Source organism: Larkinella ripae (assembly GCF_054780775.1).
This window is the reverse complement of the sequence record NZ_BAAGVR010000008.1, coordinates 154,314-178,532: the sequence shown is the minus strand read 5'-3', so window position 1 is coordinate 178,532 and position 24,219 is coordinate 154,314. Positions and strand designations below refer to the sequence as shown.

Sequence of the window (24,219 nt, the reverse complement as noted above, 5' to 3'; positions counted from 1 at the left end):
TTTCGGCCCTGAACCGGCTGCCTACTCCTTACGCGCGGGCCACCATTTCTTCGCTCGCGGTGGGTTTGAGTAGCCGGTTTTTCAGCAGACAGTAACCAAGGGTTAAAACCGCCAGCAGGAAAAAACCGCCCCATAGCTGGGTGACTCCATCCTGCCGCACCAGCGCGATCACCAACCCGTTGATCAGCGCCTGCACCAGCGCATACAGGCCCGCAACCCGCAGATGGGGCCATTTCAGGCGGTGAACCAGCAATTGGTAGAGGTGCTGTCGGTGCGCCTGAAAGATGTTTTCTCCCTGCCACAAGCGGTACAGGATGGTCAGCACACTGTCGATGCCGTACACCGTCAGCAGCAAACCGTAGGTGAGTAAACCGCTTTTGTGCATGAGGGTGATGAGGAGAAAGAGCACGATGAACGCCATCGAAACGCTGCCCACATCACCGGCAAAACACCAGGCAGTCCGGCGGGCGTTGAAAACCGTAAAAACCGCCAGACTCAGGAGGGTAAAACCGGGCAAAACCGGGTCCGCAAAGGGCAGCCAAAACCGATTGATCAGCAGCAGCGTCGCCACCGTAACGATGCCGTAAAAGGCGGTCATGCCGTTGATGCCATCCAGGAAGTTGCAGGCATTCAAGACCCCGCAGGCCAGCACAACCACGAGCGCCAGCCACCAGCCCAGGTCGGTCCCAAGTCCGGTTTGGTAGAGCAGGAGTCCGATGCCCAGCAGCTGAATTCCAAACCGGACCCGGCTGGAAACGGAGTTTACATCATCCAGAAAACTGATGAAGGCCACCAGCGTCAGTCCCGCAAAAAAAACCGGGTTGGCAAAACCGCCGACGACAAACGCGACCAGGGCCGCCAGCCAGAAAATCACCCCGCCCCCGCGCACGGTCAGGTGGCGGTGGGAGCTGCGGTGGTTGGGCCGGTCGACAATGTTGAACCGGGTGGCCAGGCGCATGTACAGCATTTCGGCCCCGAGCAGCAACACGGCCAGGCTACTGTACAAGATCCAGTTCATACCGTTCCGTAGAAAGCAAAGACGCGTATAAATTCAGCAATTTGGGTTGTTCGCTCGCCCAGTTGAAGGTGGTTTCGGCCGCCCACCGCCCCCGGTTTCCCATTTGCTCAGCCGCCAGCGGATGGTCGATCAGAAACCGCAATCGGTCGGCCAGCGCGACCGGATCGGACGGATCGATGCAAAAACCGCACTGATTGGCTTCGATAACATCCTGATACAACGGAAAATTAGCCGTTATGACCGGCAAGCCAAGGGCCATGTATTCAAACATTTTGGTGGTATACGATTCCGGGTAGTCGCCAATGGGTTTCAGCAGAGCCAGGCCGGCAACGGCTTTGGCGGCATACGCGAAGGCTTTGGACTGGTCGGTATAGCCGTAGAAAATCAGGTTTTCTTTCACCTGCTGATAGGCCGGGAAGGCTTCCAGATCCTGATCGGTAAAGGAACAATTCCCAAATAAATGCATTGTAAAAGCCGGATGCGACGCCTTCAGCAGCGCCAGCCCGTCCAGCAGGGTGACGATGGAGCGTTCAAAACTCAGCCAGCCGATGTAAAAAAACTCCACCGGATCCGTCGAGCGCCGGTAAGGCCGCCGGTATGAATCCAGAAACGACAGCAAGGGATAGTTGTAAATTACCGCGTGCGGTTTGGCCAGATCGGTGTACGTCGTCAAATAACCGTGTTCGGTAAAAATCAGCGAAAAATGCTGGCGGGCCAGCTGGTCGAAAAACTGAAATCCGCGTTCCAGCAGCCAGCCCCGGTTGTGGCGTTTCAGGTGAATTTTTTTGTACAGATTTTCCTGAACTTCGTAGATCACCGCGCTGCCCCGCCACCGAAACAGGTACGCAAACGGCAGGAATTCAGGCGAATAAATGTGAATCAGGTCCGGCCGGAGCCGCCAGGTTTTCCAGACAATCAGCGGACAGGTAATCAAAAACCGCCAGATCACCTGCCTGAAATACGGCAGGTTGATGAACTGCACGGCGGGGACCGCTTGGGGGTCGGCGCGCGGAATGGCGCAGAAAACATCGTACCGCTCCGTCAAAACCGGCAAATATTTATACATGATGCGCGGATCATAGGGAGGATGAGCCGTGCTGATGTGTAAAATCCGTTGCCGTTTCTGGTTCATGAATGGTGTCTGGAACGCGGGCGTTCCTTAAAGAATACGGTTCAATTCCACCTTTTCGGGCGTTTCGGCCCTTTTCGGAGGATGGAGATTCGAATCAAAATCCGGGTGATAAAACGCGCTGACCGGGCGCGGGTCCCAGCCCAGAAACTGCCGGGCTTTCTGGTCCGAAAAGGTCAATGAACTCGTCAATTTACGGATTACCGGTGAATTAATCGGAACCTGTTTTCCCGTCAGGAAAGCAAGGCCATCGCCCAGCCGGCCAGCGAGCCGGGCCAAACCAATGGGAATCGACAGCGCCCACCGCCGACCGGTTTGCCGGACAATGGCGTCGCTCAATTCGCGCACCGAGGGATGAACGCCGTCGGTCAGGTTGTAAATACCGCCAATCTGGGCCGCTTTCGGAATCAGGCGGGCGACATCGCCGGCCAGCACCATGCTCCGCCGGGCCGCACCGTCGCCGATCCGGACGTAACGCCCCCGCCGAATGGCTCGCACCAGTTTCCCCAGGTTCCCGGGGGCTTCCTCGCCAACGAGCAGCGGCAGACGCAGAATCAGGTAGCGAACGCCGTGGATCTGACACCAGGTTTGCACCGCCTGTTCGGCCTGAATCTTGCTCTCGGCGTAGGGCGTCCGGCCGTTTAATTCCGTCGTTTCGCTGATGTTGTCGCCATCTTCACACCCGTATACCGCCACGGTGCTAATAAACACAAAGGCATCCGGCAGCTTCGTTCCCATTTCAAGCGCCCGGAGTAACCGAATCGTACCGATTTCGTTGGTCTGAAAAAAAGCCTGCTTTTCCTTCTCCGTCCGGGGGATGCTATGGGCTTTCCCGGCCGCATGGACGACAACCTGAATAACTTTACCGGACAAATCAGGTTGTTGAAGGGCCAGATCGCAGCGGATGTCGCCTTCGGTTCGGCCCAATTTCAACACCCGAAAACCGGCTTCTACCAAGGCGACAGTCAGGTGCTTACCCAGAAACCCATTGGGTCCGGTCAGCAAGACCGTCGGTTCGTGTTGGGGTGGATTGACAGACATGGTGCAAGGCATTTAAATAATCGGATGCTAACTGGTTTTTGTCAAAAAGCCGCCGGGCGACGGCCGCTGCCCGCTGGCTCATGGGGGCTCGCCAGGTGGGGTCGTCGGCCAGTTTGACCAGCAGATCGCCCAGTGCTTTCGGATCCTCCGAGCTGAACGTAAAACCGCACTGGTGTTCGTCCAGAAACTGCCGGATCCAGCCCTCCGTGGTTTGAACGACCGGTATGCCGGCGGCCAGGGCTTCCATCAGTTTGTTCGGGGAGGAGGTGTCCAGCAACGGGGCCCGCTTGAGGGGCACGATGGCCAGCCAGGACCGCTGCACATACGCAACCAGCTCATCCTTAGGCATTAAATCATAGATTAGAAAGTTAGGCAACTGTTCCTGCCGCTGCCGGGCCTGCAACTCCTGCTTCAGTTGGCCGTCGCCGATGAGCAGAAATACGATGTCGGTACGGTGCCGCAGCACCTTTGCGGTTTCGTACAGCAGACTGGAATTGTTGACGGCTCCGAGGTTACCGGTATAGATGACCACTTTTTTCCCGGCCAGCGCCGGAGCGGTCGGCCCATTCGCTACGGGCGTGCCGAACAGATCCAGGTTGGTGGCATTGGGAACGGAAATGCTGTGCTGAAAACCGTAGCGGCTGGCGATGTTCTGCTGAATGCCCGGCGAGAGGGCAACGATCAATTGCGCAGCCCGGTAACACCGTCGCTCAAACCAGTAGGCCAGTTTCTGAGCCCATTGATTCGGCAGAGCGCCCATCAGAATCGCCGTGTCGGGCCACAGATCCCGGACTTCGAAAACCAGCTTTCTCCCCCGCAGATACCGCGCGATCAGGCCCGGAATTCCCACGGTAATCGGCCCGGAAGACGCCACCACGACGTCGGCGGGCAACGTCAGCGCGTACCAGCTCGACCAGACAGCAAACACGAAAAACGTCCAGATTCGCCGGAGAATCGACTGTTTGTTGCTGATTTTCAGGTTCAGGATTTTCACCCGAATGCCGTCGATCAACTGTTCTTCGGCCCAGCGTTCGGCTTTCAGATCGGATTTGGCGTAGATGCTGGTCACAACCGTCACCGAATGGCCTTCTTCCGTCCAGCGTTTGGCAAAATCATAGACCCGGGTTCCCCAGGCTCCTTTTGGCGTTGAAAAGTACTGGTAGAAATACACTATTTTCATTCCGCACAAAGTAAGGTCTTTAACGTTTGTTTGAATTGCACTTCAATCACCAGCGCCGGTACCAGCCGGTTGAACTGTTGCGCAACCCGCACCGGTTTCTGGCTGATTTCCAGCGCATTTTCCCAGCGAATGGTTCCCCACGGAAACCGGATGCGATTCCCATCGAGCGGCAAAGGCTGCCCACCGGGGGCCAGATAAAACCGGGCCGTTGCGGTTTGCTCACCCCGAACGGTATCGACGATGGTGAGTTGCCCGTCCGTCACTTCCCACGAACGCTCGTGGATCGCGCCCAGATGCCGGTATCCGTCGTGTTGGGCGCGCACCAGCCCCGGTTTGTCCTCCAGAACCGTAACGTCGGCCCGCCGACCCACCCGAAAACCGCCCCACACCTCCGACGAATCGACCCCGGCCAGCTGGACGGTATTGTGAGCCGCCGTGCTCCGCTCCCATTGCCGCCGGGCATTGGTTTCGTAAGTCGATGTGCCCGCGTCGATGAACAGGGGTCGCCCGCGAACGTGCAGGACGAAGCTGAACGTATCGGCATGCGCATGGCCGGGCTGGTAGGTCGGTCCGATGGCGCCGACGTTGGCCACCAGCTCGTAGTCCGGCGTCCGGAACCGGCGAAAACCGCTGTCCGATAAAACGGTTTGTTTCGGTTCAATGCCGGCCAGTCTGGCTTTGGCGCGGATCTGGTCCGTTGTGGGGGCAATGCCATTGGCGGCATCGTTCATCAGCGGAACGGAACCGTCGGCAAACGTGATCGCTTCCAACCAGCCCAGCATCCGGTGGGCCTGTACGAGCAAAAATGAATCGGCATTATCGTCCTGGTGCCAGGCATCCCGTCGAAGCGCAAAACAGCAATCCAGCAGCCGGTCCAGGAGAATCTGGTGGTACATCGGACTCCGTTCGTAGTGCCCGCCGTCATCGCAGAGCTGTTCGTTCAGTTCCAGCCGAACCAGGTTAATGGCTTCTTCGTATAAGTCAACGTCCTGAAAATAAAGCGAAGCGGTCAGCAGGGCAAAGCCGTTTTCCAGCAAATGATTTCCCAGCAGATGGTATTCCAGCCGGTTTTCCAGCAGCCGCACCTGCGCCCGCAGATGGGTGTCGATGTCGGCTAATTGTAGCTGGTGGTGCGACAAAAACCGGATCCAGTTCATGATTCGCAGGGAAACCGGGTACGGCTCCAGGCTGTCGTGCAGCTCCTCCGTTTTACGCATGAACTCCCGAATCAGGCCCAGGCCCTGCTCCAGGGGCAAACGCTCCCCGTTCGGCCCCACCTGATTCAGAAAATCAAAGTAATTCAGGTTGTACTGCCAGAGTTTGCCGTTGGCACCGTAATTCCAGTCGATGTCGCCCGAAAAAGTGACGGACTGATTCAGAAACGTGAACGTGCGGTCACTCAGGCTCCAGGGTTTAGCAGGGGGGGGAAAGGCCAGCCACTGGGTGTGCAGCGGCACCGAGTCGATGAGCAGCGACGGTTTGGACCGCACCCGGTTGGCCACCTGATAAAGGACCTGCTGCAACCGCAGATACCGGATGGTGTTCCAATAAAGCTGCCAGCTTTTCATACGATGTAGGGCTGTTCCGCCGATTGGTGAATTTCCTGACCAGCCGCCACGTCCACCCACTGCCGGGCCTTCAGGCTTTGCAAAGCCGCCAGCATCGTGCGGGAGGTGTTAACCAGCTCCTCAAACGGAATCAGCGGTTCCCCGCCCGTGCGAACCTGCTCCACCAACCGCTGAAACTGCGCTTTGTGGCCTTTGTCCTGGCGCGTCGACAGGTCCGAAAAGCCTTTGAAACCGTAACCTTTCAGCGTTCGGAAATTGTCCAGCACCAGCGTCCGCTCCTGCGAATACACCTCAAACCGCTCTTTGGCGTAGGCTTTGCTGCCGTTGGCAAAATAGTTGATGACGCCCGTCGAACCGTTTTCGTAGCGCAGCAGCAACGAAGCCGAATCGCTGATTTCGCTGGCCTGCCGCCCCATCGCGTTCATGCAAACCGCTACCACCCGGCTCCCGGTCAGAAACGAGATCAGATCGACGTAATGGCAGGCTTCGCCCAGCATCCGGCCACCACCCACCGCCCGGTCGTGGACCCAGGAATTGGCCGGAATGAACCCCGCATTCATGGTGGCAACGACATTCATCGGCACCTCGCCGGAAGCCGAACCGCCCAGCAGAGCCTTCATTTTCAGGGCGTGGGGCGAAAACCGCCGGTTAAAGCCCACCAGCACGGTTTTGGTGGATTGCTGATAGATTTCGACCAGCTCGTCCAGCTCATCTTCGTAAATCGCCAGCGGTTTTTCGACAAAAACGTGTTTGCCCGCCCGCAGCGCTTTCCCCGTTAGTCGGGCGTGTTGCTGGTGGCGCGTGGTTACGACCACCAGATTGATTTCCGGGTCGTTCAGTACTTCGCGGTAATCGCTGGTACTGAGCGCAATACCGTATTTCTTCGCCAGCAAGGTGCCGTTCAGCCCATTTGCGCTGGCGATGGTTTTAAGCTGCGCACCGGTTTCCCGGAAGGCCGGTAACAAAACCGCACTGGTGAAATTACCGGCCCCGATTAGGCCCACCACCGCGCTGGTGACGCCTTCGTACCGGCTGTCGCGCAGGCGGATAACCGGTTTTAAATTCAGCTTTTCGGGATAGCTCAAGAGCGACGCAATCGAGGCCGAGCGGGAAATACCGCCGTAAATCCGCTCGAACTGATCGAACGGCACCACTTCCGTAATCAGCGGTTTGACGTCCAGCTGCCCCGATTCCAGCAATTGCAGAATCGTCTGAAAATTGCGGTTTTGGGTCCAGCGAACAAACGGAAGCGGGTAATCCGAGCCTTTCTGTTCATAAACTTCATCGTAGCGGCCCGGTCCGTAGGAGCATGACACCTGAAACGTCAGTTCTTTTTCGTAAAACTCCGCCCGGCTCAGGTTCAGGCCGATGACACCCACGAGCACAATCCGCCCGCGTTTGCGGCTCATGCGGGCCGCCTGCGAAATCAGTTCGTCGCTTTTGGCCGACGCCGTAATCACGATTCCGTCGGCTCCAATGCCCTGCGTGAGCGCCAGCACGGCCTTCACCGGGTCGGTTCCGCCCGCCGGATTGAGCGCCACAATGCCCCGGCTGCGCGCCAGCTCCAGTTTTCGTTCGTCGACATCCAGGCCAATGACCCGGCAGCCGTTCAGCCGCAGCAAATCCGCCGTGAGCAGTCCAATCAGGCCCAGCCCCACCACCACGACGGTTTCGCCCAGCGTGGGATTCAGCAACCGCACGCCCTGCAACCCGATGGAACCGATGACGGTAAAAACCGCTTCGTCGTCGCTGACGCCGTCCGGCACGCGGGCCACCAGGTTGCGGGGAACGCACACCACCTCGGCATGGGGCCCGTTGGAAGCCACGCGGTCGCCGACGGCCAGATCCGTAACGCCCTCGCCAACAGCCACCACCTCCCCCACATTGCAATACCCCAGCGGCAGCGGCTGGTCCAGTTTGTTAAAAACCGTCTCTAGCGTCGGAATCAGGCCATCCGTGCGAATTTTCTCCAGCACCTGCTTCACGCGGTCGGGTTGCTGGCGCGCCTTGGCAATCAGGCTGCCCCGGCTAAATTCCACCAGCATCCGCTCAGTTCCGAGCGAAACCAGCGTCCGGCGCGTTTGAATCAGCACCTGCCCCCGCCGAACCTGCGGGGCGGGAACGTCTTCCAGCAACGTATTCCCGGTTTTGAGGTGTAAAATCAGTTGTTTCATACGATAGGTTGGTCGGAATCAACAAACTGCCGAAACCACGATTCGATGGCCATGAGGCCCCAGATCGAATAGGTCGCATCGAGTTTTCCGTTTTGATTGTCCCGGATTAACTGGTGTACGGCCGCCGGATCGAATATGCCCCGTTGCCGCAAACTCTCTTCAGACAGGTATTTTTGCAGCATCCCGTTGAGCTGCCCGGAGCAAAGCCAGTCGCGCAGGGGGGTGCCAAAGCCGGTTTTTGGGCGGTCGATTACCGCCGACGGCAAATACCGCTCGGCGACTTTCCGGAGTAAATACTTCGTCGTGCGGCCCCGCATCTTGAGCATGGGCGGCAAGCGGGTGCTGAATTCGACCAGATCCGGGTCCAGAAAAGGCACCCGCGCTTCGACCCCCACCGCCATGCTCATTTTATCGGTATAATTCAGGTTGTGATCCGGCAAAAAATAAGATAACTCCCAGAACAACAGTTGATTGAGCAAATTTTTTTCCTCCGGAATGCGTTTCAGCGCCATCAGCAGCTGGTGGTTCGGCTGGTAATTGGTCAGCGCCTGCCCAATGGAACCGGCAAACAGGCGGTGGTTGGTGGCGATGGGCAGCCGGGCAAAATAATCCGCCATGCGTTCCTGCTGCGGTTGTCCCATGCCAGCGGTCACTTTCTGAAGCCGCCGGAGCAGCGGCACCCCGTTGGTGCCGAGTTTGACCGTCCGGTTCAGCAAACGGCCCACCGCCGGCGGAATACGGTTCAGCAAGGGTTCGATGCTCAGGGCCTGATGCCGCCGATAGCCCGAAAACACATCGTCGCCCGCCGTGCCGCCCAGCAAAACCGTATGCCCGTTTTTCCGGGCCTGCCGGCAGATATTCAGCACGTTAAACGGGGCGGTATCGGCCTGCGGTTCGTCGAGGTGGTAAATCATGCGGTCGAAATCCCGGACAATGTCGGCATCGGCATCCACCTCCACCAGATCAACGTTCAGGTGGGCCGCCACCCGCCGGGCATACGGCAGATCGTTTTCAAACCCTTCAAATTTTCCGTTCTGAAACGCCGTCCGGATCGTGTAGCCCGTCAGCCGTTCGTTCGGGTAGGCCCGTTTGGCCATCGCCATAATCAGGCTCGAATCCAGTCCGCCCGACAGAAAAAAAGCCAGGGGAACGTCGGATTGCAGTTGCCGCTTCACCGCCGTAAACAGGCGCTCGTCGAGCTCTTCCAGCAGCTGGGATTCGGATTGTTCGGAATACGTGCCCCGAAACGGCAGGTCGTAATAGCGTTTGAGGTGAATCGTGCCGGGCGCATCGACCGCGACCTGCATGTAATGGCCCGGCAGTAGCTTGCTGACGTGCGCAAACGGCGTCTGTGTGCCGGGCGAATACAAAAAATGCAGGTAATTGACGAGCGCCGGGTAGTCAATGCTCTTGTCGATGCCGGGATACCGGGCAATTGTTTTCAGCTCGGAACTAAACAGCAGCAGGCCGTTTTTGTGGTAATAATACAGCGGTTTGACCCCGAACTGATCGCGGACCAGCACCAACTGGCGCGTGACGGTATCGAAAATAGCGCAGGCAAAAATCCCGTTCAGTTTCCGGAAAACGGCGGTTCCGTAGGCGGCAAACCCGTAAAGCAGGGTTTCGGTATCCGAAGTCGACTGGAACACGTAGCGGTCGGTTAGTTCCGCGCGCAGGCTCTGGTGGTTGTAGATTTCACCGTTGAACACGATGACATACCGTCCGTCGGCCGTCTGCATGGGCTGGCTGCCATTGGGCGACAAATCCAGAATAGCCAGGCGCGTATGGGCCAGTTGAATCCCCGGCGCGTTAAAAATACCGTCGCCGTCCGGCCCCCGGTGCCGGATCGCCGAACGGCTGTCGATCGCCGACGAAATAGAAGCGCTCACGATGCCCGCAATGCCACACATACGGTTGTTATTTGGTTGCGGAAATCATCAGGTACAGTCCGTGATTCGGAAAAAACGTTTTAATAAACCAGCGGGGATACAGCCGGCGGCTGATCGTGAGCAGCCAGCTCCGGTGCCGTTGCCCCGCACCGGAAGCCAGCAAATCGGCGTGCGTCAGTACGGTTTTGAGGTTGACCCGGCTGAATTGCGAAAACAACTGACGGGCTTCCGCTTGGCTGTAGGCTTTCGTTCCCGGACTTTCCAGGTGGTTCGCGTAGATCGTTGCCAGCCCGGTCGCCGGTTTTCCGGCGGCAAGGGCGTAGCGCAGCCAGAGCAGGTATCCCACCCAACTGTGTTTGTGGTAAATCATGATCTTCGCTTCTCCGCCCGGTTTCAGCACCCGGTAAATTTCGCTGGCGACCCGCTTCGTATCCGGGCTGTGGTGAATTACCCCCCAGGAATACACCAGGTCAAACGAGTTCGTCTCATAGGGTAGGTTTTCGGCGTCGGCCACGCGCAATGCCGACGACAGATTGAACAGTTTCAGGCGCTCACGGGTGTGCTCAACGGCGCGTTCGGTGAGGTCGCAGCCCTGCAAACGGCTCTGCGCTTCGGCAAACCGCTGGTGGTCGGCGCCCAGCCCCACCCCGATTTCCAAAACCGCCTTGTCGCCATAAGACTGAAAATCAGCAAATTCGGCGATATACGGTTCCAGCGTATACCGATCAGTGGCCTGCTGCTGGTATTTCTGGCGAAGCGTCTCCCCTTTCAGGTACAATTCCTCACCGCAGGAAGCTTCATTCCAAAAATCGTGGACCTGTTGTTTCGCATTCATTTGGCCGATTCGTTAGTCGGTATAAGTACCAAATATCGCCAGGAAGCAGCATGCGGGACTGTAGAAAACCGTCCATAATGTTGCCCGTCGCGTAAATAGAGACGCATCCCTTTTCATTCTTTCCCGTACGACCGCAGCCGCAGGTACCGCCGAAAACCGTAGTCGATCTGGGCTTTGCCGATGCAGGCGGGTGTGGAGGAGCAGAACTGCAACTGCACGGTTTCCTTATAAATCAACCCCACCTGGCGGGCGTATACTTCCAGGCGTTTGTCCTGCGAAACCAGCGTCGAATCGTTTTGCTGAACAACGGTGGCGGTTTCGGTAAACGGCTGGTTCAGAACCGCATAGGGCTTGCCGGCATTTTTAACCTGATACAGATCCTCCCCGTTCGCATTGAAGGCGTTGCCATTCCACTGAAACTGGTCGATCACCGGAAAAACCAATTTCACGTACGAGCGATTGTTCTCGGTTTTGATCAGTTGATCCTCCCGAATCTGGAGACTTCCGACCGAATCCGGCTGCCAGGGCTGGCTGTCGCTGGCCCGGCGGTGGCGCTCGACCCGGTACAGCGTCTCTTCCGTGATGGCGGTGTAGGCATGGGTAATGATCTCCCGCAACTGATACGTCTGGGTCGTTGGCGCACCGTTGAGCGAAAACCGCTGTTCGCTGACGTCGTAAATCCAGTAGTGGCCGGGCTCCAGCGGCTGGTAGTCGTACCCGGCCGACGGCAGTTCGGTTCCGGTCTGGCAGGCCGTCAGCCCAACGACGGCCATCAGCCACGAAATGGCCGGAAGCGCCGGAAAAAGTCGTCGAAAAAAGAAGGAGGTGATCATTGGTTCTAAAAGAGAAAAGGACTTATGGACTATTTCCGGCTCGGGATGGCCGGCCCGACCGGCTCACCCAGCGACTTCAGCAGTTCCCAGCAGTTCCGGCTGACTTCGGGCCAGTCGGGCAGGGCCGTGGAACGCCGTCGCCCTTCCGCGATTTTGTGCTGCCGGAGCACGTCATTCGAGTACCCGGTATGGATGGCGTCCACAATGCTTTGGGCCGAGTGGGGATCAAAATAGTAGGCGCTTTCGCCACAGACTTCTTCCGCAAAATCCCGCTGGGAAGTGAAAATCGAAACGCCAAAATGCATGGCATCCACGTAGGTGGCCGAAAACGATTCCAGTAGGGTGGGCATAATCATGCCATCGACCTGCTGATACAGCGACGGCACCTGATCGGCGGGCACGTTGCCAACCGAAATCAGAATATCCCCCAGCGACTCGCGGGCAATCTGGTCCAGCAGCCGGGCCGCTTTGGCGTGTTGCTCCGCTTCGATGGTGATCAAAAACCGGTAGGGCAACTGGCGGTTTTTGATGTGCCGGGCCACCTCCACCAGTATCTCCAGATTTTTGTGCAGGTAATAGCGCGACAGACACAGGAGGTAAAGTAACCCGGGTTGTTTTTCGACGGGCAGCCGATACGCAACCTGGCTGTTGAGCAGCGTGTAAGCATTCGGAAAAAGCTGAACGGCAGGCAGTTCCGTATACAATTGGCGCAGGCGGGTCCGCATGGTGTTGGTCTGCACGAGCAGCACATCGACGTGCTTGAGCCGTCGCTTAAAAACCCAGGTCCGCAACTTGATTTTGAACAGAATCTCAAAGCCCAGCTTCTTCCAGAGCAGCTGGTCGTGCGGGTAAGCCAGGTGCGATAAATGCAGCAACACCACCTGTCGGCAAGCCACCGGGGAAGGAAAGTTTCCCATGGTAAAAATGATGTCCGGATTGACTTTTTTGACCAGCCTCGGATACCAGACCGTATCCATGTACGGCCGGGTAATCCAGGGGTTCAACACCTTCGGCAGTAAATGAATTTTCAGACCGTCGGTTTCCAGGGATTCATAGCCGCAATCCTGCGGAGCCACGACATGAATGATATCACTTTCGCTTTTCAGATGCCGAATGTTTCTCAGAAAATTAAGCGCCACGTTCAGTCCGCCCGCCGAAGCCAGGTTAAACGCATTGATAAGCAATTTCATAACAGATCGATGCTTAAATGAAAACCTCCGAAAACCGTCCTCCCAAAACCCCCATCAGACCACCTCTGCGCTTGCTTTTTTCAAGGATTTTGCCAACAGCCAAACCGGCAACGACAGGTAAACGAAGTTGTCCAGAAACTGCGGAAAATACCCCCGGCTGATAAACATGAACAGCGACAGCGACAGCACAATTTGATTCAGCAGACCAACCGGCGTTGTAGACGGATTTCTGCTTGAAAAAAGATGGATCACAAAGCCCAGCAAAAACGGCAGAATGACCGCACCGAACCAGCCGAAAGCGCCGTAAAAACCGCCGTAGTGCATGGTGGTTTCCCCGGTTTTGGGCCATTCGGGCGGAAACTCCAGCGAATCGTTCACAATGGCCAGAGCCGGGGGCGGATACGGTTTTTCGCCGTTTTTAAAGAAGAATTTCGGAATCGCCTTGATGAAAACGTACCCAAACATGGTTAACCCGTAGTCGGGACCGAGTTCGGAATTTTCTTCGTAATACCGAATCAGGTTATAATCATTCAGCGACTGGTGCGTTTGGTCGAAGAACATTTCATAGTCAAACTCCGCGGGATTGTAGGCCAGATCATTGAACCGGCCCGCAATAAAATTCCAGCGGTTGTAGGTAATGAAAAAGATGAAATACAGCACGCTGCACCCGATAACCGCCCACTTCCGGACGTTAAAACTGGTGGTTGAACTCATTATCGATCCGATGCTAACGCCCATCACAGTGACGATCATCCGGTAGCGGAATCCCATGAGGGCAAACAGCATAAAAGCCGGGATGATCAGTAAGGCCAGCTTGCCCGGTTTTCCTTTTAAAAAGGAAAAGATAATGATTGTGGTCACCAGACAATCGGCGCAGTTCCGGAAATAAAAAGAGCGCGTGGAGCCTTCGTTCAAAAAAATCCCTTCGTCGGAAACCCCCGTTAGCAGCGCAATCGGATTAATCCCACTGACGAGCAGATCAAGGAGAACGATGGCAAAAAAAACACCGTAAAGCCCCACGGTTTTCCGACGTAAATCCCTATACGCTTCCTGCCTTACCACCAGATTCTCCAGGCGTTCCGGGTACCATTTCCACATAAAACCGGCCACAAAAAACACGTTGGCGATCAGGTGGAACAGCATTCCTTTTTCGTAATACTGCGTGATGTCTTTTCCGGTAAACAGAAACAAACCCTGGTCGCCCACAATCGTTTTCCGGCCTACCAAATAGAAATACGTGGGCGTTAAAACGCAGTAAATCAGCAGCAGAATGAGGCAGACGGCGAAGGGCATCGTCTGGCCCGAGCCCAGGCGCCGGGTCTTTTGAAAAGCCGTCAGCAACACCACCGAACTGCCCGCTATGTACATCCAGATCATGGTCGTTTATCCTTTTCGTAATTGGCCCAGCCAGCCGAAATCCGTTACAATGGCGGGCACCAGTTTCCCGACGCGCTCCTCCAGTAGAATATTCAGGCTGTTCCGAAAAACCGGAAACAGCATGAAACAGTCGCCGATCAGCAGGCCCATGGCCAGGCCCGATAAGCCAAAGCGCGGAATCAGCCAGACGGCGGCCACCAGGGCCGCCAGGCTGCTCAGCACGAACGACAGGGCAATGGTCTGATGCCGGTTTACCGAAATGGCAATGGTGGCACTCGTGAGCCACAAACTGTACGGGAGCGTGGCCAGCAGCAGGAGCGTAAAAACCGGCTGCACGGGCTGCACGGCCCCTTTTGTCCAGATCGCCAGAATGGGGCCGCCCGCGGTTTCCAGCAGCAGCAGACAGATCACGGAGGTCCAGAGGGCAATCTGGCAAACGCGCCGGTGGAGCACCACCGCCTTCGAAAAATCATGCGCGACCAGCGCCCGCGTCAGCTCGGGCCAGACGGCGGAGGTGAGCAGGTTCATGAGTTGCCGGATGAAATTGCTCAGGGTCCGGAGTGCCGTGTAAACGACCACCTGAACCGGCGTCAGGAACGCGCCAATCAGGATGGTGCTCCCCTGCAGGATCAGGGCGTTGGCCAGCGCAAAGCCGAAAAAAGCAAGCGAGGGACTCAGCAAATGCCGGATTTCGGCCAGCGGAAAAAAACCGACCGTCACCTGCCGGACCCACGAAAACCGCCGGCGGTAGACCCAGAACATGATGCCCCAGCTCAAACCCCGGACTGCCGCGTACCCCAGCGCCACCGCCACGGCCTGAGCCCCCAGCCCCACCAGCACCACCACAACGCCAAATTCGACCAGCCGCGTGATGGTGATCCAGATCCGGCCACTGGCGTTGTCGCCTTCGGCCCGCGGCACCGTGCTGAGCAATTCCTGCTGAAGCAGCAGCAGCACGTAAAGCATCAGAAACAGCAGCGTCAGCCAGGCGTCCGACTCACCGATCTGCCTGATTTTCAGCCAGGATGTGAAATCAGAAAACCGGAGAACGAGCGCTAAAAGGGCCGAGCCCAGCCCCCCGAAACCGATGATGAACGTCATGCCGTTGCCGAGCAGTTTCGCGGCTTTGGTGTCGTTTCGGGTGCCGACCTCGATCAGCAATTCATTGGAAAGCGCCGAGGTCAGCCCCACGTCACTCAGCGTCAGGTACGACGGGATTGTGAACAGCAGCAGCCATTCGCCGTAATACACCAGCCCCCAATAATGAATCAGCACCGGCACACTCACCAGTTGAATCAGAATCTGGCTCGCCTGTCCGAAGGCGCTGGCCCCCAACGACTGTAAAACACGCTGCAACATCGGTATCGATCTCTAACTTTCTGTTCGTTCTTTCCTCGCCGGTTAGTCCGCCAGCCCCCGGCGCAAGCGGCCTAAGGCATTCACTTCCAGCGCCAGGCTGTAGAGGCTTCCAATCACAAAACCCGCCAGCGTATACAGCACGACCATGGCCGTCCGCCGGGGTGATGAGCGTTTCAGCGGAATTTTGGCGGGTTCGAGAATCTTAAAAACCGGGGTCTGCTCCTGCACCTTGATTTTGGCCTGCTCAAACTGCTTGGCGAGTTCGGTGTATACGACCTGCGAAATGGTCAGTTCCGCTTCAATGCGCTGCTTTTCCATCGTTGCCGCCTGCACCACCATGTATTTATGCTGGTCCGTGTACTGAAACATGCTGTACTGCGCCCGTTCAAAACGCCGTTTGGCTTCCTGCACCCGGTTGGTGTAAAATTCCAGGTCGCGCCGGACTTTCTCCGTCCGGTACGTGGTCACGTAGCGCGTCAGGTAATCCAGCGTGATTTCGGTTACTGCCGCCACCGCCACCGGATCGGGCATCTGGGCCGAAACCGTAATGACGCCGGAGCGCGTATCCATCTGGGCCGAAACCCGCTGCTGAATGTCTTCCAGTAAATCCTGCTGTTCCTGGGTCAGCCGCAGGGTTTTCAGGTTGGCCGGGGCCCGGACGCTGTCGGTTTTGGCGGACGATGAAAACCATTTTTTGCTGAACCAGGATTCATTCTGCAACAACAAATCAGCAACCACCCTCTTTTCGCCGTCGGCCGTCGGTACCACCTGTTTCATCAGCGACAGGATGAAGGGGGTGCTTTGCAGCACTTTGGGGTACAGGTCGGGCCGCACGGCGTCGACGCTGCCGGTTTCGCCGAACTCCAACCCCGCAAAACCGGCCACCGTCGCCAGTCGTTTGATCAGGTCGCCGGAACCCTGACTGATTTCCGGCATGATGCGGGCTTCGGACGTAAATTCCGGTTTGGTCAGCAGCGAAACCAGAATGCCGATTCCCGCCCCAAAAACCGTGATGGCGATCAGCCGGACCCGGTTTTTCCACAGCGCTTTTCCGATCCGGCCCGGCGACAATCCCTGCCAATAGCCCACCTGAACGGGCGGGTGCGCTACGTGGTTCGCGGTCGTTGAAAGGGTTTCTGTTTTCATTAAAATAATCGGATAACGCTCAGTACCACGGCCGCCAGGGAGGTGATGCCGGTCATGACGGCCACGCGCTCGGCGGGCGACAGCCGGCTTTCTTCCCGTTTCGGTTTGCTCGGAATGATCAGCTCCATGCCCGGGTCCGGCTTGGGATACGAGCGAAATACCAGAAATTGCTTGGTGCGCCGGATTTTGCCGTTCGCGTAGATCACGTACGCCTTTCGCCGTTGCGCTTTCGACGTAAAACCGCCCGCTTCGTCAACGTAGGTATGGAACGATTTGCCCGGGTTGTAATCCACCGTCGAAGGATTCAGCACTTCTCCGCGAATTCGCACGAGTTCGACTTTGCGCGGAATTGCGATGGAATCCCCCGCCAGCAGCAGCAGATTTCCGCTATCAGTCGGTTTTTGTAAAATTTCGCGAATATCGATGGAGATAACTTCGCCTTTCCGAATAAAGCGGGCGGCATTTAAAAAGGCTTCCGGCTGCAATCCACCCGCCCGGCTGATCAGTTCGGACACCCGTTCGGATTTGTCGCGAACGGCATAGCGCCCCGGATAACGCACTTCGCCGGTGATGGTCACGAGTTTCTGGACTTCGTAGCGGGGCGACGTCCGCACAAACACCTGATCGAACGGATGCAGATGGAAGCGGGCATCGGTTTCGGTCAGCCGCAGGTTTTCGTCCAGGTCAAATTGAAAAATCCGAATGTTCTGGTTGCTCGGCAAACCGGTCGTATCGTTCCGGAGCCGCCGGGCAATTTCGATGCGGGAGGCCGTAGCGCCTTCCGAAAAACCGCCCGCCAGCACAATCAGGTTCGCCACGCTCATGCTGTCGGCGTATTCAAATTCGCCGGGTTTATTCACGGCGCCCTGCAACCAGACCAGTCGCTTCTCGCGCAGATCGCTGTACGAAAGCACGGTAATGTTATCCTCCCGCTGCAACGCAATATCCGCTACTTCGCCCCGCATCAGCTTCCCCAGATCGACCGAAATCAGCTCCGGATCGAGGTTTGGGCGAAGCCGCCGGATGGTTCCCCGGTTTAGAAAAGCATCTTCCCGCAAGCCTTCCGCAGCGGCAATGAGCTGCCGGAGCGTCGGGCTTTTCTGCAGCGAATAGGTGCCGGGCCGGAACACCGCGCCACCCACCACCACCCGGTTTGAAAACCGCTCGATGATGCTGCCCACCACGTATTGATCCCCGCGTTGCGGCACAAACTTTTCCAGATCCGGGGCCGGTATGGTCCCGATCTCCAGTTCTTTGGCGGTATTCCGGCGCAGGGTGAGCGATGCCGTGTAAGCCTTATCCGTGAAGCCACCGGCGAAGGCCAGTACGGTTTTCAATACCTCGTTTTTTTTCACTTCGTAAATACCGGGTTGCTTCACTTCGCCACTCAGCTCAACCCGGGTGTCGTAATGATTGACAAACACAATGTCCTGATCCTGCAACCGGATGTTGTCTTTCTGGTCGGCCCCCAGCAGAAAATCGTAGATGTCGAGCGTGCGAACTACGCGGTTGGCGCGGTACACCCGAATGTCGCGAAACGAGCCCCGGTCGGGATCGGGACCACCGGCCGCGTAGAGCGCGTTGAAAACCGTCCCCAGCGACGAAAGCGTGTAGGTTCCCGGCTTGACCACCTGCCCGATCAGCGTCACCTTGATGCTGCGGATGTTGCCCAGCGACACCTCCGCGTGCACCCCGCTGGCGGGCGAATTCAGGCCCGTGTACAACTGCCGCAAGCGGCCAACGATGCGCTGCTCGGCCTGTTCGACCGTCAATCCGTTGACATAAATGGGGCTTAGATTTTCGAGCCGGATGGTGCCTTCCGGGTTGATCTTGGCGCGGTACGTTTGCTGGGCATTGCCGTAGATATCCACCACCAGTTCGTCATCCGGACCCAACTGGTAGTTTTTCGGGGTCGGAATCCGCAGATTGGGTTCGAACGTCAGGCTGGCATTGGTAAACAACGACGCGCCAAAAACGGCGGGAGACTTGTCCGTTGGTTCCGGTTTGACCGCCGGTTGCGGGGCCGGAACCGGCGCTTCTTCGGCCTGGGTGCGGCTGCTGCCCAGGTCGCGGACCGGTTCGGGTTGCACACGGGGTTCCCGGTTGGTGATCCGCTGGCGCATTTTGGTGATATCGGCCTGGGTAAAACCGCGTGACAGGGCCAGTTGCTCAATTTGGGTTTCGGTCATGCCGCTCGCTTTGGCCTGCTGGACAAACTGCTGCACCTGCTCGTCGGTTAACTCGCTTACTTTTTGCCCCATCGCCGGAGCAACCAGTCCTGACCCCATCACGACGATCAGGTAAATCAGCTTTTTTCGTATCCTGCCAGTTGAACCCCAAAAAATCACGGTATAAATCGGATAAGTACGTAGAAACACCCGGGAAACTGACCCGGAGCTCAGTATGGTAAATATAGAAGGCGACCGGAAGGCGGATGTGTAGAAAACTAGCCAAATGTCGGCGCAATCGGGCGGTTAGTCAGTCCCAGACGAGGGCTATTGAACCGCACCGAATCGGGTGGTTTTAGAAAAAACCGCCCGGCGTAAATTGGCGATCTGCCGGCCCTTAAAGCAGAAAAGTAAAACAAAAACCGCAACCGTTCAGCCGGTTTTAAACAGACTCAACCCGCCGTTCCGTAGCCAGCGCCGGTTTTTATCTGGTCAGGACCAGCAGCGAAAAACCGCCCAGCAACCGCGCGGCCAGGTCTTCATTCAGCGCGAAAATAATCTTCCTGGGCAGGACCGCAACTTTCGATTTGAAATCCTTCATGGGCAAATCCAGCGAACCCGTCGTGTAAAAAGAATCGACCACCTCATAGCCCGCATCCACCAGCGTGGCCAGGGCGGTTTCCTTCATGAAATAATGCAGGTGCCCCACCGATTTTCGTCCGGCAATGAGCCGGTTTCGCAGGATGGCACTGGCCGAAAGATCCAGCGGTATGTGGAAAATGGTATTTTTAGCCTTGTTTTTACACTGCCTCAAAAAGCCCAGGTAGTCATCAACGTGTTCGAAAACGTCCATCATGATCAGCAGATCGAACACCTCGTCGGACTGAAAAAAGTCCTCCTGCCTGAACGTCAGCCGGTTTTTTGCCCGCTGCCGGGCGAACGCGATGGCATCACCGGAAATATCGTAGCCCGTAAAATGGACCTCATCGGGCATTGATGCATGCAGCTGATTCAGAATTTCCCCGGCTCCGCAACCCACTTCCGCCACCGTTTTGGGCTGGATCGGATGGCGGTTGACCATCTTCAGAATTTGCCGGGCTTTCCAGGGTGAATCTTCGACGTGCCAGGTCGGATTGTTTTGCAGATATTCACCGTTTACGGCTGTGTATAGTTCACCAGTCATGGCGCTTTATTTTCTTTGGAAAGGAAGTTTCGATGAGCGGACAACTTGGTCAGGCTGACCAAATCAATCAAACAGAATTCCGGCGATTCGACCGGCGGCTTTTCCGTCCCAGAGCGGAGGAATCACGCCCTGCTTGGCGCGCCCTTCCAGGATTTCAACGACCTTCTGGTGGACGGTTTTGGGGTTCAGGTCGGCCAGCAATTGGTTGGTGCCCAGTTCGACGGTCACGGGGCGCTCGGTGCTGTCGCGGAAGGTCAGGCAGGGCACCTGCAAATACGTGGTTTCCTCCTGAATGCCGCCCGAATCCGTCACCAGAATGGCCGCGTGTTCCATCAGGTTCAGGAATTCCAGGTAGCCCTGCGGCTCCATCAGCTCCAGATTGGCAATGGCTTTCAGGCGGGCCGACAACCCCCATTTTTCGATGTTACTGGCGGTGCGGGGATGAATCGGAAATAAGACTTTTTGGTAGCGGGCCGTCTCTTCAATGATTTGCAGAATACTCCGCAAGCCGTCTTCCGAATCGACATTGGCCGGTCGGTGCATGGTCATCAGAACGTATTCTTTGGCCTGCAAACCCAGTTTTTCAACCGTTCGGGTTTCGGCGGCTTTGGACCGGTAGTGCACCAGCGAATCGATCATGACGTTGCCCACAAAGTGTACTTTTCCGTCATCGACTCCCTCGCGTTTCAAATTATCCAGACCCGCCTGCTCGGTGATGAACAACTGATCGGCAATGCTGTCGGTCAAAATCCGGTTGATTTCTTCGGGCATCCGACGGTCGTGGCTGCGCAAACCGGCCTCGACGTGCACCACCGGAATGTGCATTTTCACCGCCACCAGCGCGCAGGCAATGGTCGAGGTGACGTCACCCACAACCAGCACCAGATCCGGTTTTTCGGTTTCCACGACGGTTTCAAATTCCATCATGATTTTAGCCGTCTGCTGGGCGTGCGACCCTCCGCCGATGCCCAGAAAATAATCCGGGCGGGGCAGTTCGAGCTGGCTGAAGAACACATCGCTCATTTTGGCGTCGTAGTGCTGCCCGGTGTGCACGATGATCGACCGAACGGACGGGTAGTGCTGAAACGCCCGGTGCAGCGGAGCCACTTTCATAAAATTGGGCCGGGCACCAACGATGTTCAGGATTTTGATTGGCTTGAGCATGGTACGGATCGAAAAGCAGTCCGTACAAAACTTGGCATTAATCAACCGTTGTACTGTAGAAAAAAAAGGAAATGCTAAAACCGGTTAGACAAATTTCGATGGAGTCTACGGTTTTGGGACAGCATGGCCCATCACCACGGTGTTTCCGTCACGGCATTTACAAAAGCCGTTCGAGCATCTGTTTTCCGCCTTTGTTATCCGCGTTGAGCGCAATCGATTTTCGGTACATCGCAATCGCTTCTGCTTTTTGCCCGTTCCGGAACAGGGCCTCGCCGTAGCTGTCGTAGACGTTCCAGCTTTCCGGATACAGATCGGCGTTCAGCTTGAAAATGGCGAGGGCTTCCTTTATTTGCCCCCGGCTCATCATCCGGTAGGCCCAGTCGTTCAGGTCGGCTTCGTTTGGTTGAAACGCGGGATTTTTCGTTTTTTCTTCCTGAAAAACCGCACCAGCCTGATCAAAACCGCGTTGCCGCAACTGACTACGGAGCGCCGTGATCGGGTCGGCTTTCGGAATTTCCGGGTTATAGGCACCGGCCAGTTCATCGATAAAATCCTCCGGCGAGGCCCCCGCCAGATTCGTTACCACAACGATGGCCAGTTCATCGTCGGGATAAACAAAAAACGCCGAGCGCCCCCCGCCGGTCGCCACAACGGCCCGGTGTTTCAGTCGCGGTTTGGTCATCCAGCCGAGCGCCCACTGGGTGGGGGTGCCGTTGTTGTACGTTCCGGCCGTCCACAGGGTGGTCAGGGCGGTTTTGGTTTTGAGCAGCTTGCCCGTTTGCAGGGCGATAATCCAGCGGGCCAGATCCTCGGCGGTGCTGTTCATACCGGAAGCCGTCCGGCGAAACGGCGGAAACTCTTCATACGCCACCACGTATTTCCCGTCGGGATAAGGCTGCCCCTCCAGTTGCGTCACGAACCGGTAGGAGGGCGCTTTCCGCAGAATAACATCCCGCGAATCGCCAAAACCGGTATGGGGCATCCCGGCCACCTGAAACTGGCGCTCCCGGAAAACCTGCGCGAATGGTTTTCCGCTGAATTGGTCGATAATCCGGCCCAGCAGGGCATAATTCGTCTGGTTGTAGCTGAACTGCTCGCCGGTCGGAAACTGCATCGGGGCCGCTTTTGTGGTTTTCCAGGCCGTCTCCTCATCGATGCCCTGGTTTCTCGGGGCCGACTCCAGAATCCGCAACACATCCGGCAGCCCCGAAACATGGGTCAGCAGTTGCCGGATCGTAACGGGCTGCCAACTGGCCGGCAAATCGGCGAGGTAGCGCGACACCGGAGCCGCCAGCTCCACCTTCCCCTCCTCCACCAGTTGCATCAGGGCCACGCCCGTAAACGCTTTTGTGCACGAATTGATCGAAAAAACCGTCCGGTTTTCCACCGGCACTGAATCCTGCAGATTGGCCAGGCCGTACGATTGAGCCAGAACCATCCGCCCCCGCTGCACCACCGCAATCTGAAGACCGGGAATATGGCGCTCCTGCATCTCGCGCCGAATAATCGTCTCAATTGAGGCCTTTTGGGCCAAAACCGGGTGGTTTCCTGAAAAACCGCTGCCGACCAGGGCGAGCAGGACCACTCGCCAGATTCGCTGATTCATTGTTTTTGTTGTCGCTGGATTGGAGAAAAAACGCCTGTCCGCCAAAAGATCGCTGGCTTCGGGTGCGGACCAGCCGCGCCGAAAACTCGTCCGCCCGCAAAAGGTTACGCATCCCGGCTCTTTTTTTCGGTCCGATGAGCAACGTCGGCGTCCGCGCCCATTCGACCTCCGACCAGTTCACACCGTGGTACCGTTCCGTCAATGTGTGTAAAGGGTTATTGTACGAGTAAGCCCCAGCGGTAAACTTTGTCAGTACCAACGAACAGGCTAATTCACCGCTTGTCCGTCACCGAATCAGCCATTTTCTGCTTCCCGAAGCCGGGAAATAGCGGGTCGGGTGAGTACGGCCCAGAATGCGAAAACCGCCCACCGCCCGGCCGGGAAGGCGTCCATTGAAGTCATGCGTAAATGAGGATTCATTCCGTAAAAACCAAAGACTATGACCCGTTATCTCTGCGTACTTTGTTTGCTGATTGCCCGTTTGACGGCAACCCACGCCCAACCCCTGCTTGCCCGCAACACGCCCGGCCGCGCAACGGATGCCACCACGAATCCAACCGCTCCGCGCAGTCCGAAAGCGACGGAATCGCCGGTTTACATCAAGGTATACGGTTTTTACGGCCTGATTACGCCCGGCGCGCAGTTTCGCACCAGCTCGTCGCTGAACATGGCGGGAGCCGCCACCTCCTACAAAGTCAATACCCGCGGCCTGGGAGCCGGTCCGCGGGCGGGTGCCGGCGTGGGCGTGATCGTGAGTGATTTCATCAACCTCGGTATCGATGCCGACGTGCTGATCGGGGAAAAGCTGACCAACGACAATGTGTACGTCGGCAGCAACTACACCTACACCTCCACTAGCTCCGTCCAGTTCAAGGTGCTGTCGGTCATTCCCAACATCACTTTCAAAGCCCTGTCGCGCCCGTCGTTCTACATCTACAACCGGCTGGGCCTGGTGGGCGGTTTTGTCCTCGATTATGCCACCACGTCAAACTCGCTCAATACCCCCAATACGGGCAACAAAACGATTTATGAAAACCGGGACGAGTACCAGAAAAATACCCTGGCGGTCGGCTATCAGGCGGCATTGGGCATTCAGTTCCGCATTAGTCAGCGGCTGCGGGGCTTTGCCGAAGTGGTGGGTTACAACCAGTCGTTCCAGCCCAAAGAAGCCCATACCACCTATTCATCGAAAGTGGGCAATGCGGCCACCCAGACAACCAAAGGGATTCGGTATTACAAACGAGAGGGCGACTATATTTCCACCCAAATCGGTGATACGAACGTCGACGAGATGCCGCGAACCAACCTCTCGATGAACAGCATTGGGGTGGGCGTCGGTCTGGTCTTCCGGTTTTGAGG

At 57.0% G+C, this 24,219-nt stretch carries 19 protein-coding genes; 1 reads left to right on the top strand and 18 read right to left on the bottom strand.

All coding sequences use genetic code 11. The features are described 5' to 3' along the window. Positions 1 to 28: 28 nt before the first annotated feature. From ACYVHX_RS05595 to ACYVHX_RS05510, 18 genes are all read right to left on the bottom strand, one after another. Positions 29 to 1,018 (bottom strand): MraY family glycosyltransferase, encoded by a 990-nt coding sequence (locus ACYVHX_RS05595; protein WP_460670640.1) that lies wholly within the window; start codon positions 1,016 to 1,018, stop codon positions 29 to 31. Next, positions 996 to 2,150 (bottom strand): glycosyltransferase, encoded by a 1,155-nt coding sequence (locus ACYVHX_RS05590; protein ID WP_460670639.1) that lies wholly within the window; start codon positions 2,148 to 2,150, stop codon positions 996 to 998. Before ACYVHX_RS05590 ends, ACYVHX_RS05595 begins: the two co-directional genes overlap by 23 nt. Positions 2,151 to 2,177: 27 nt before the next feature. Beyond that, positions 2,178 to 3,188 (bottom strand): NAD-dependent epimerase/dehydratase family protein, encoded by a 1,011-nt coding sequence (locus ACYVHX_RS05585; RefSeq protein WP_460670638.1) that lies wholly within the window; start codon positions 3,186 to 3,188, stop codon positions 2,178 to 2,180. Further along, entirely contained in the window at positions 3,121 to 4,368 is a 1,248-nt protein-coding gene (locus ACYVHX_RS05580; protein WP_460670637.1) for a glycosyltransferase family 4 protein, read from the bottom strand. Before ACYVHX_RS05580 ends, ACYVHX_RS05585 begins: the two co-directional genes overlap by 68 nt. Beyond that, positions 4,365 to 5,936: a heparinase II/III domain-containing protein gene (locus ACYVHX_RS05575; protein WP_460670636.1), complete on the bottom strand. Its 1,572-nt coding sequence runs from the start codon at positions 5,934 to 5,936 to the stop codon at positions 4,365 to 4,367. The genes ACYVHX_RS05580 and ACYVHX_RS05575 overlap by 4 nt, the downstream gene beginning before the upstream one ends. Next, positions 5,933 to 8,110, bottom strand: a complete 2,178-nt coding sequence (locus ACYVHX_RS05570) for a bi-domain-containing oxidoreductase (RefSeq protein WP_460670635.1) — start codon at positions 8,108 to 8,110, stop codon at positions 5,933 to 5,935. The genes ACYVHX_RS05575 and ACYVHX_RS05570 overlap by 4 nt, the downstream gene beginning before the upstream one ends. Then, positions 8,107 to 10,020: an asparagine synthase (glutamine-hydrolyzing) gene (asnB, locus tag ACYVHX_RS05565; RefSeq protein ID WP_460670634.1), complete on the bottom strand. Its 1,914-nt coding sequence runs from the start codon at positions 10,018 to 10,020 to the stop codon at positions 8,107 to 8,109. The genes ACYVHX_RS05570 and asnB overlap by 4 nt, the downstream gene beginning before the upstream one ends. Before the next feature lie 7 nt (positions 10,021 to 10,027). Further along, positions 10,028 to 10,834, bottom strand: coding sequence for a class I SAM-dependent methyltransferase (locus tag ACYVHX_RS05560; RefSeq protein ID WP_460670633.1), 807 nt, complete (start codon positions 10,832 to 10,834; stop codon positions 10,028 to 10,030). A gap of 113 nt (positions 10,835 to 10,947) precedes the next feature. Further along, positions 10,948 to 11,667, bottom strand: coding sequence for a hypothetical protein (locus tag ACYVHX_RS05555; RefSeq protein WP_460670632.1), 720 nt, complete (start codon positions 11,665 to 11,667; stop codon positions 10,948 to 10,950). A 29-nt stretch (positions 11,668 to 11,696) separates the two neighbouring features. After that, positions 11,697 to 12,857: a glycosyltransferase gene (locus tag ACYVHX_RS05550; RefSeq protein ID WP_460670631.1), complete on the bottom strand. Its 1,161-nt coding sequence runs from the start codon at positions 12,855 to 12,857 to the stop codon at positions 11,697 to 11,699. 54 nt (positions 12,858 to 12,911) lie between these two features. Continuing rightward, positions 12,912 to 14,234 carry an O-antigen polymerase gene (locus ACYVHX_RS05545; RefSeq protein WP_460670630.1) on the bottom strand — a complete coding sequence of 441 codons (1,323 nt, stop codon included), beginning with the start codon at positions 14,232 to 14,234 and terminating at the stop codon, positions 12,912 to 12,914. Between the two features lie 6 nt (positions 14,235 to 14,240). Beyond that, positions 14,241 to 15,593 carry a lipopolysaccharide biosynthesis protein gene (locus tag ACYVHX_RS05540; protein ID WP_460670629.1) on the bottom strand — a complete coding sequence of 451 codons (1,353 nt, stop codon included), beginning with the start codon at positions 15,591 to 15,593 and terminating at the stop codon, positions 14,241 to 14,243. Between the two features lie 42 nt (positions 15,594 to 15,635). Beyond that, a complete protein-coding gene (locus ACYVHX_RS05535) occupies positions 15,636 to 16,739 on the bottom strand; it encodes a Wzz/FepE/Etk N-terminal domain-containing protein (RefSeq protein ID WP_460670628.1) in 1,104 nt (367 codons plus the stop codon). Next, on the bottom strand, positions 16,739 to 19,027 hold the full coding sequence (locus ACYVHX_RS05530; protein ID WP_460670627.1) for an SLBB domain-containing protein: 2,289 nt from the start codon (positions 19,025 to 19,027) through the stop codon (positions 16,739 to 16,741). The genes ACYVHX_RS05535 and ACYVHX_RS05530 overlap by 1 nt, the downstream gene beginning before the upstream one ends. A 364-nt stretch (positions 19,028 to 19,391) precedes the next feature. Continuing rightward, positions 19,392 to 20,090, bottom strand: coding sequence for a class I SAM-dependent methyltransferase (locus tag ACYVHX_RS05525; protein WP_460670626.1), 699 nt, complete (start codon positions 20,088 to 20,090; stop codon positions 19,392 to 19,394). 63 nt (positions 20,091 to 20,153) lie between these two features. Next, positions 20,154 to 21,242, bottom strand: coding sequence for a non-hydrolyzing UDP-N-acetylglucosamine 2-epimerase (wecB, locus tag ACYVHX_RS05520; protein WP_460670822.1), 1,089 nt, complete (start codon positions 21,240 to 21,242; stop codon positions 20,154 to 20,156). Positions 21,243 to 21,411: 169 nt separating this feature from the next. Continuing rightward, entirely contained in the window at positions 21,412 to 22,860 is a 1,449-nt protein-coding gene (locus tag ACYVHX_RS05515) for a serine hydrolase domain-containing protein (RefSeq protein ID WP_460670625.1), read from the bottom strand. Then, positions 22,766 to 23,062, bottom strand: coding sequence for a hypothetical protein (locus ACYVHX_RS05510; protein ID WP_460670624.1), 297 nt, complete (start codon positions 23,060 to 23,062; stop codon positions 22,766 to 22,768). Before ACYVHX_RS05510 ends, ACYVHX_RS05515 begins: the two co-directional genes overlap by 95 nt. Positions 23,063 to 23,299: 237 nt before the next feature. Here ACYVHX_RS05510 and ACYVHX_RS05505 point away from each other — a divergent pair, with 237 nt between their 5' ends. Further along, positions 23,300 to 24,217, top strand: coding sequence for a hypothetical protein (locus ACYVHX_RS05505; protein ID WP_460670623.1), 918 nt, complete (start codon positions 23,300 to 23,302; stop codon positions 24,215 to 24,217). The last annotated feature ends 2 nt before the right edge of the window (positions 24,218 to 24,219 follow it).

What these genes read in the sequence shown, in the direction of transcription:
- ACYVHX_RS05595 (WP_460670640.1), bottom strand. Translation starts at nt 1,018, where the DNA reads ATGAACTGGATCTTGTACAGTAGCCTGGCCGTGTTGCTGCTCGGGGCC.
- ACYVHX_RS05590 (WP_460670639.1), bottom strand. Translation starts at nt 2,150, where the DNA reads ATGAACCAGAAACGGCAACGGATTTTACACATCAGCACGGCTCATCCT.
- ACYVHX_RS05585 (WP_460670638.1), bottom strand. Translation starts at nt 3,188, where the DNA reads ATGTCTGTCAATCCACCCCAACACGAACCGACGGTCTTGCTGACCGGA.
- ACYVHX_RS05580 (WP_460670637.1), bottom strand. Translation starts at nt 4,368, where the DNA reads ATGAAAATAGTGTATTTCTACCAGTACTTTTCAACGCCAAAAGGAGCC.
- ACYVHX_RS05575 (WP_460670636.1), bottom strand. Translation starts at nt 5,936, where the DNA reads ATGAAAAGCTGGCAGCTTTATTGGAACACCATCCGGTATCTGCGGTTG.
- ACYVHX_RS05570 (WP_460670635.1), bottom strand. Translation starts at nt 8,110, where the DNA reads ATGAAACAACTGATTTTACACCTCAAAACCGGGAATACGTTGCTGGAA.
- asnB (WP_460670634.1), bottom strand. Translation starts at nt 10,020, where the DNA reads ATGTGTGGCATTGCGGGCATCGTGAGCGCTTCTATTTCGTCGGCGATC.
- ACYVHX_RS05560 (WP_460670633.1), bottom strand. Translation starts at nt 10,834, where the DNA reads ATGAATGCGAAACAACAGGTCCACGATTTTTGGAATGAAGCTTCCTGC.
- ACYVHX_RS05555 (WP_460670632.1), bottom strand. Translation starts at nt 11,667, where the DNA reads ATGATCACCTCCTTCTTTTTTCGACGACTTTTTCCGGCGCTTCCGGCC.
- ACYVHX_RS05550 (WP_460670631.1), bottom strand. Translation starts at nt 12,857, where the DNA reads ATGAAATTGCTTATCAATGCGTTTAACCTGGCTTCGGCGGGCGGACTG.
- ACYVHX_RS05545 (WP_460670630.1), bottom strand. Translation starts at nt 14,234, where the DNA reads ATGATCTGGATGTACATAGCGGGCAGTTCGGTGGTGTTGCTGACGGCT.
- ACYVHX_RS05540 (WP_460670629.1), bottom strand. Translation starts at nt 15,593, where the DNA reads ATGTTGCAGCGTGTTTTACAGTCGTTGGGGGCCAGCGCCTTCGGACAG.
- ACYVHX_RS05535 (WP_460670628.1), bottom strand. Translation starts at nt 16,739, where the DNA reads ATGAAAACAGAAACCCTTTCAACGACCGCGAACCACGTAGCGCACCCG.
- ACYVHX_RS05530 (WP_460670627.1), bottom strand. Translation starts at nt 19,027, where the DNA reads ATGGGGTCAGGACTGGTTGCTCCGGCGATGGGGCAAAAAGTAAGCGAG.
- ACYVHX_RS05525 (WP_460670626.1), bottom strand. Translation starts at nt 20,090, where the DNA reads ATGACTGGTGAACTATACACAGCCGTAAACGGTGAATATCTGCAAAAC.
- ACYVHX_RS05515 (WP_460670625.1), bottom strand. Translation starts at nt 22,860, where the DNA reads ATGAATCAGCGAATCTGGCGAGTGGTCCTGCTCGCCCTGGTCGGCAGC.
- ACYVHX_RS05505 (WP_460670623.1), top strand. Translation starts at nt 23,300, where the DNA reads ATGACCCGTTATCTCTGCGTACTTTGTTTGCTGATTGCCCGTTTGACG.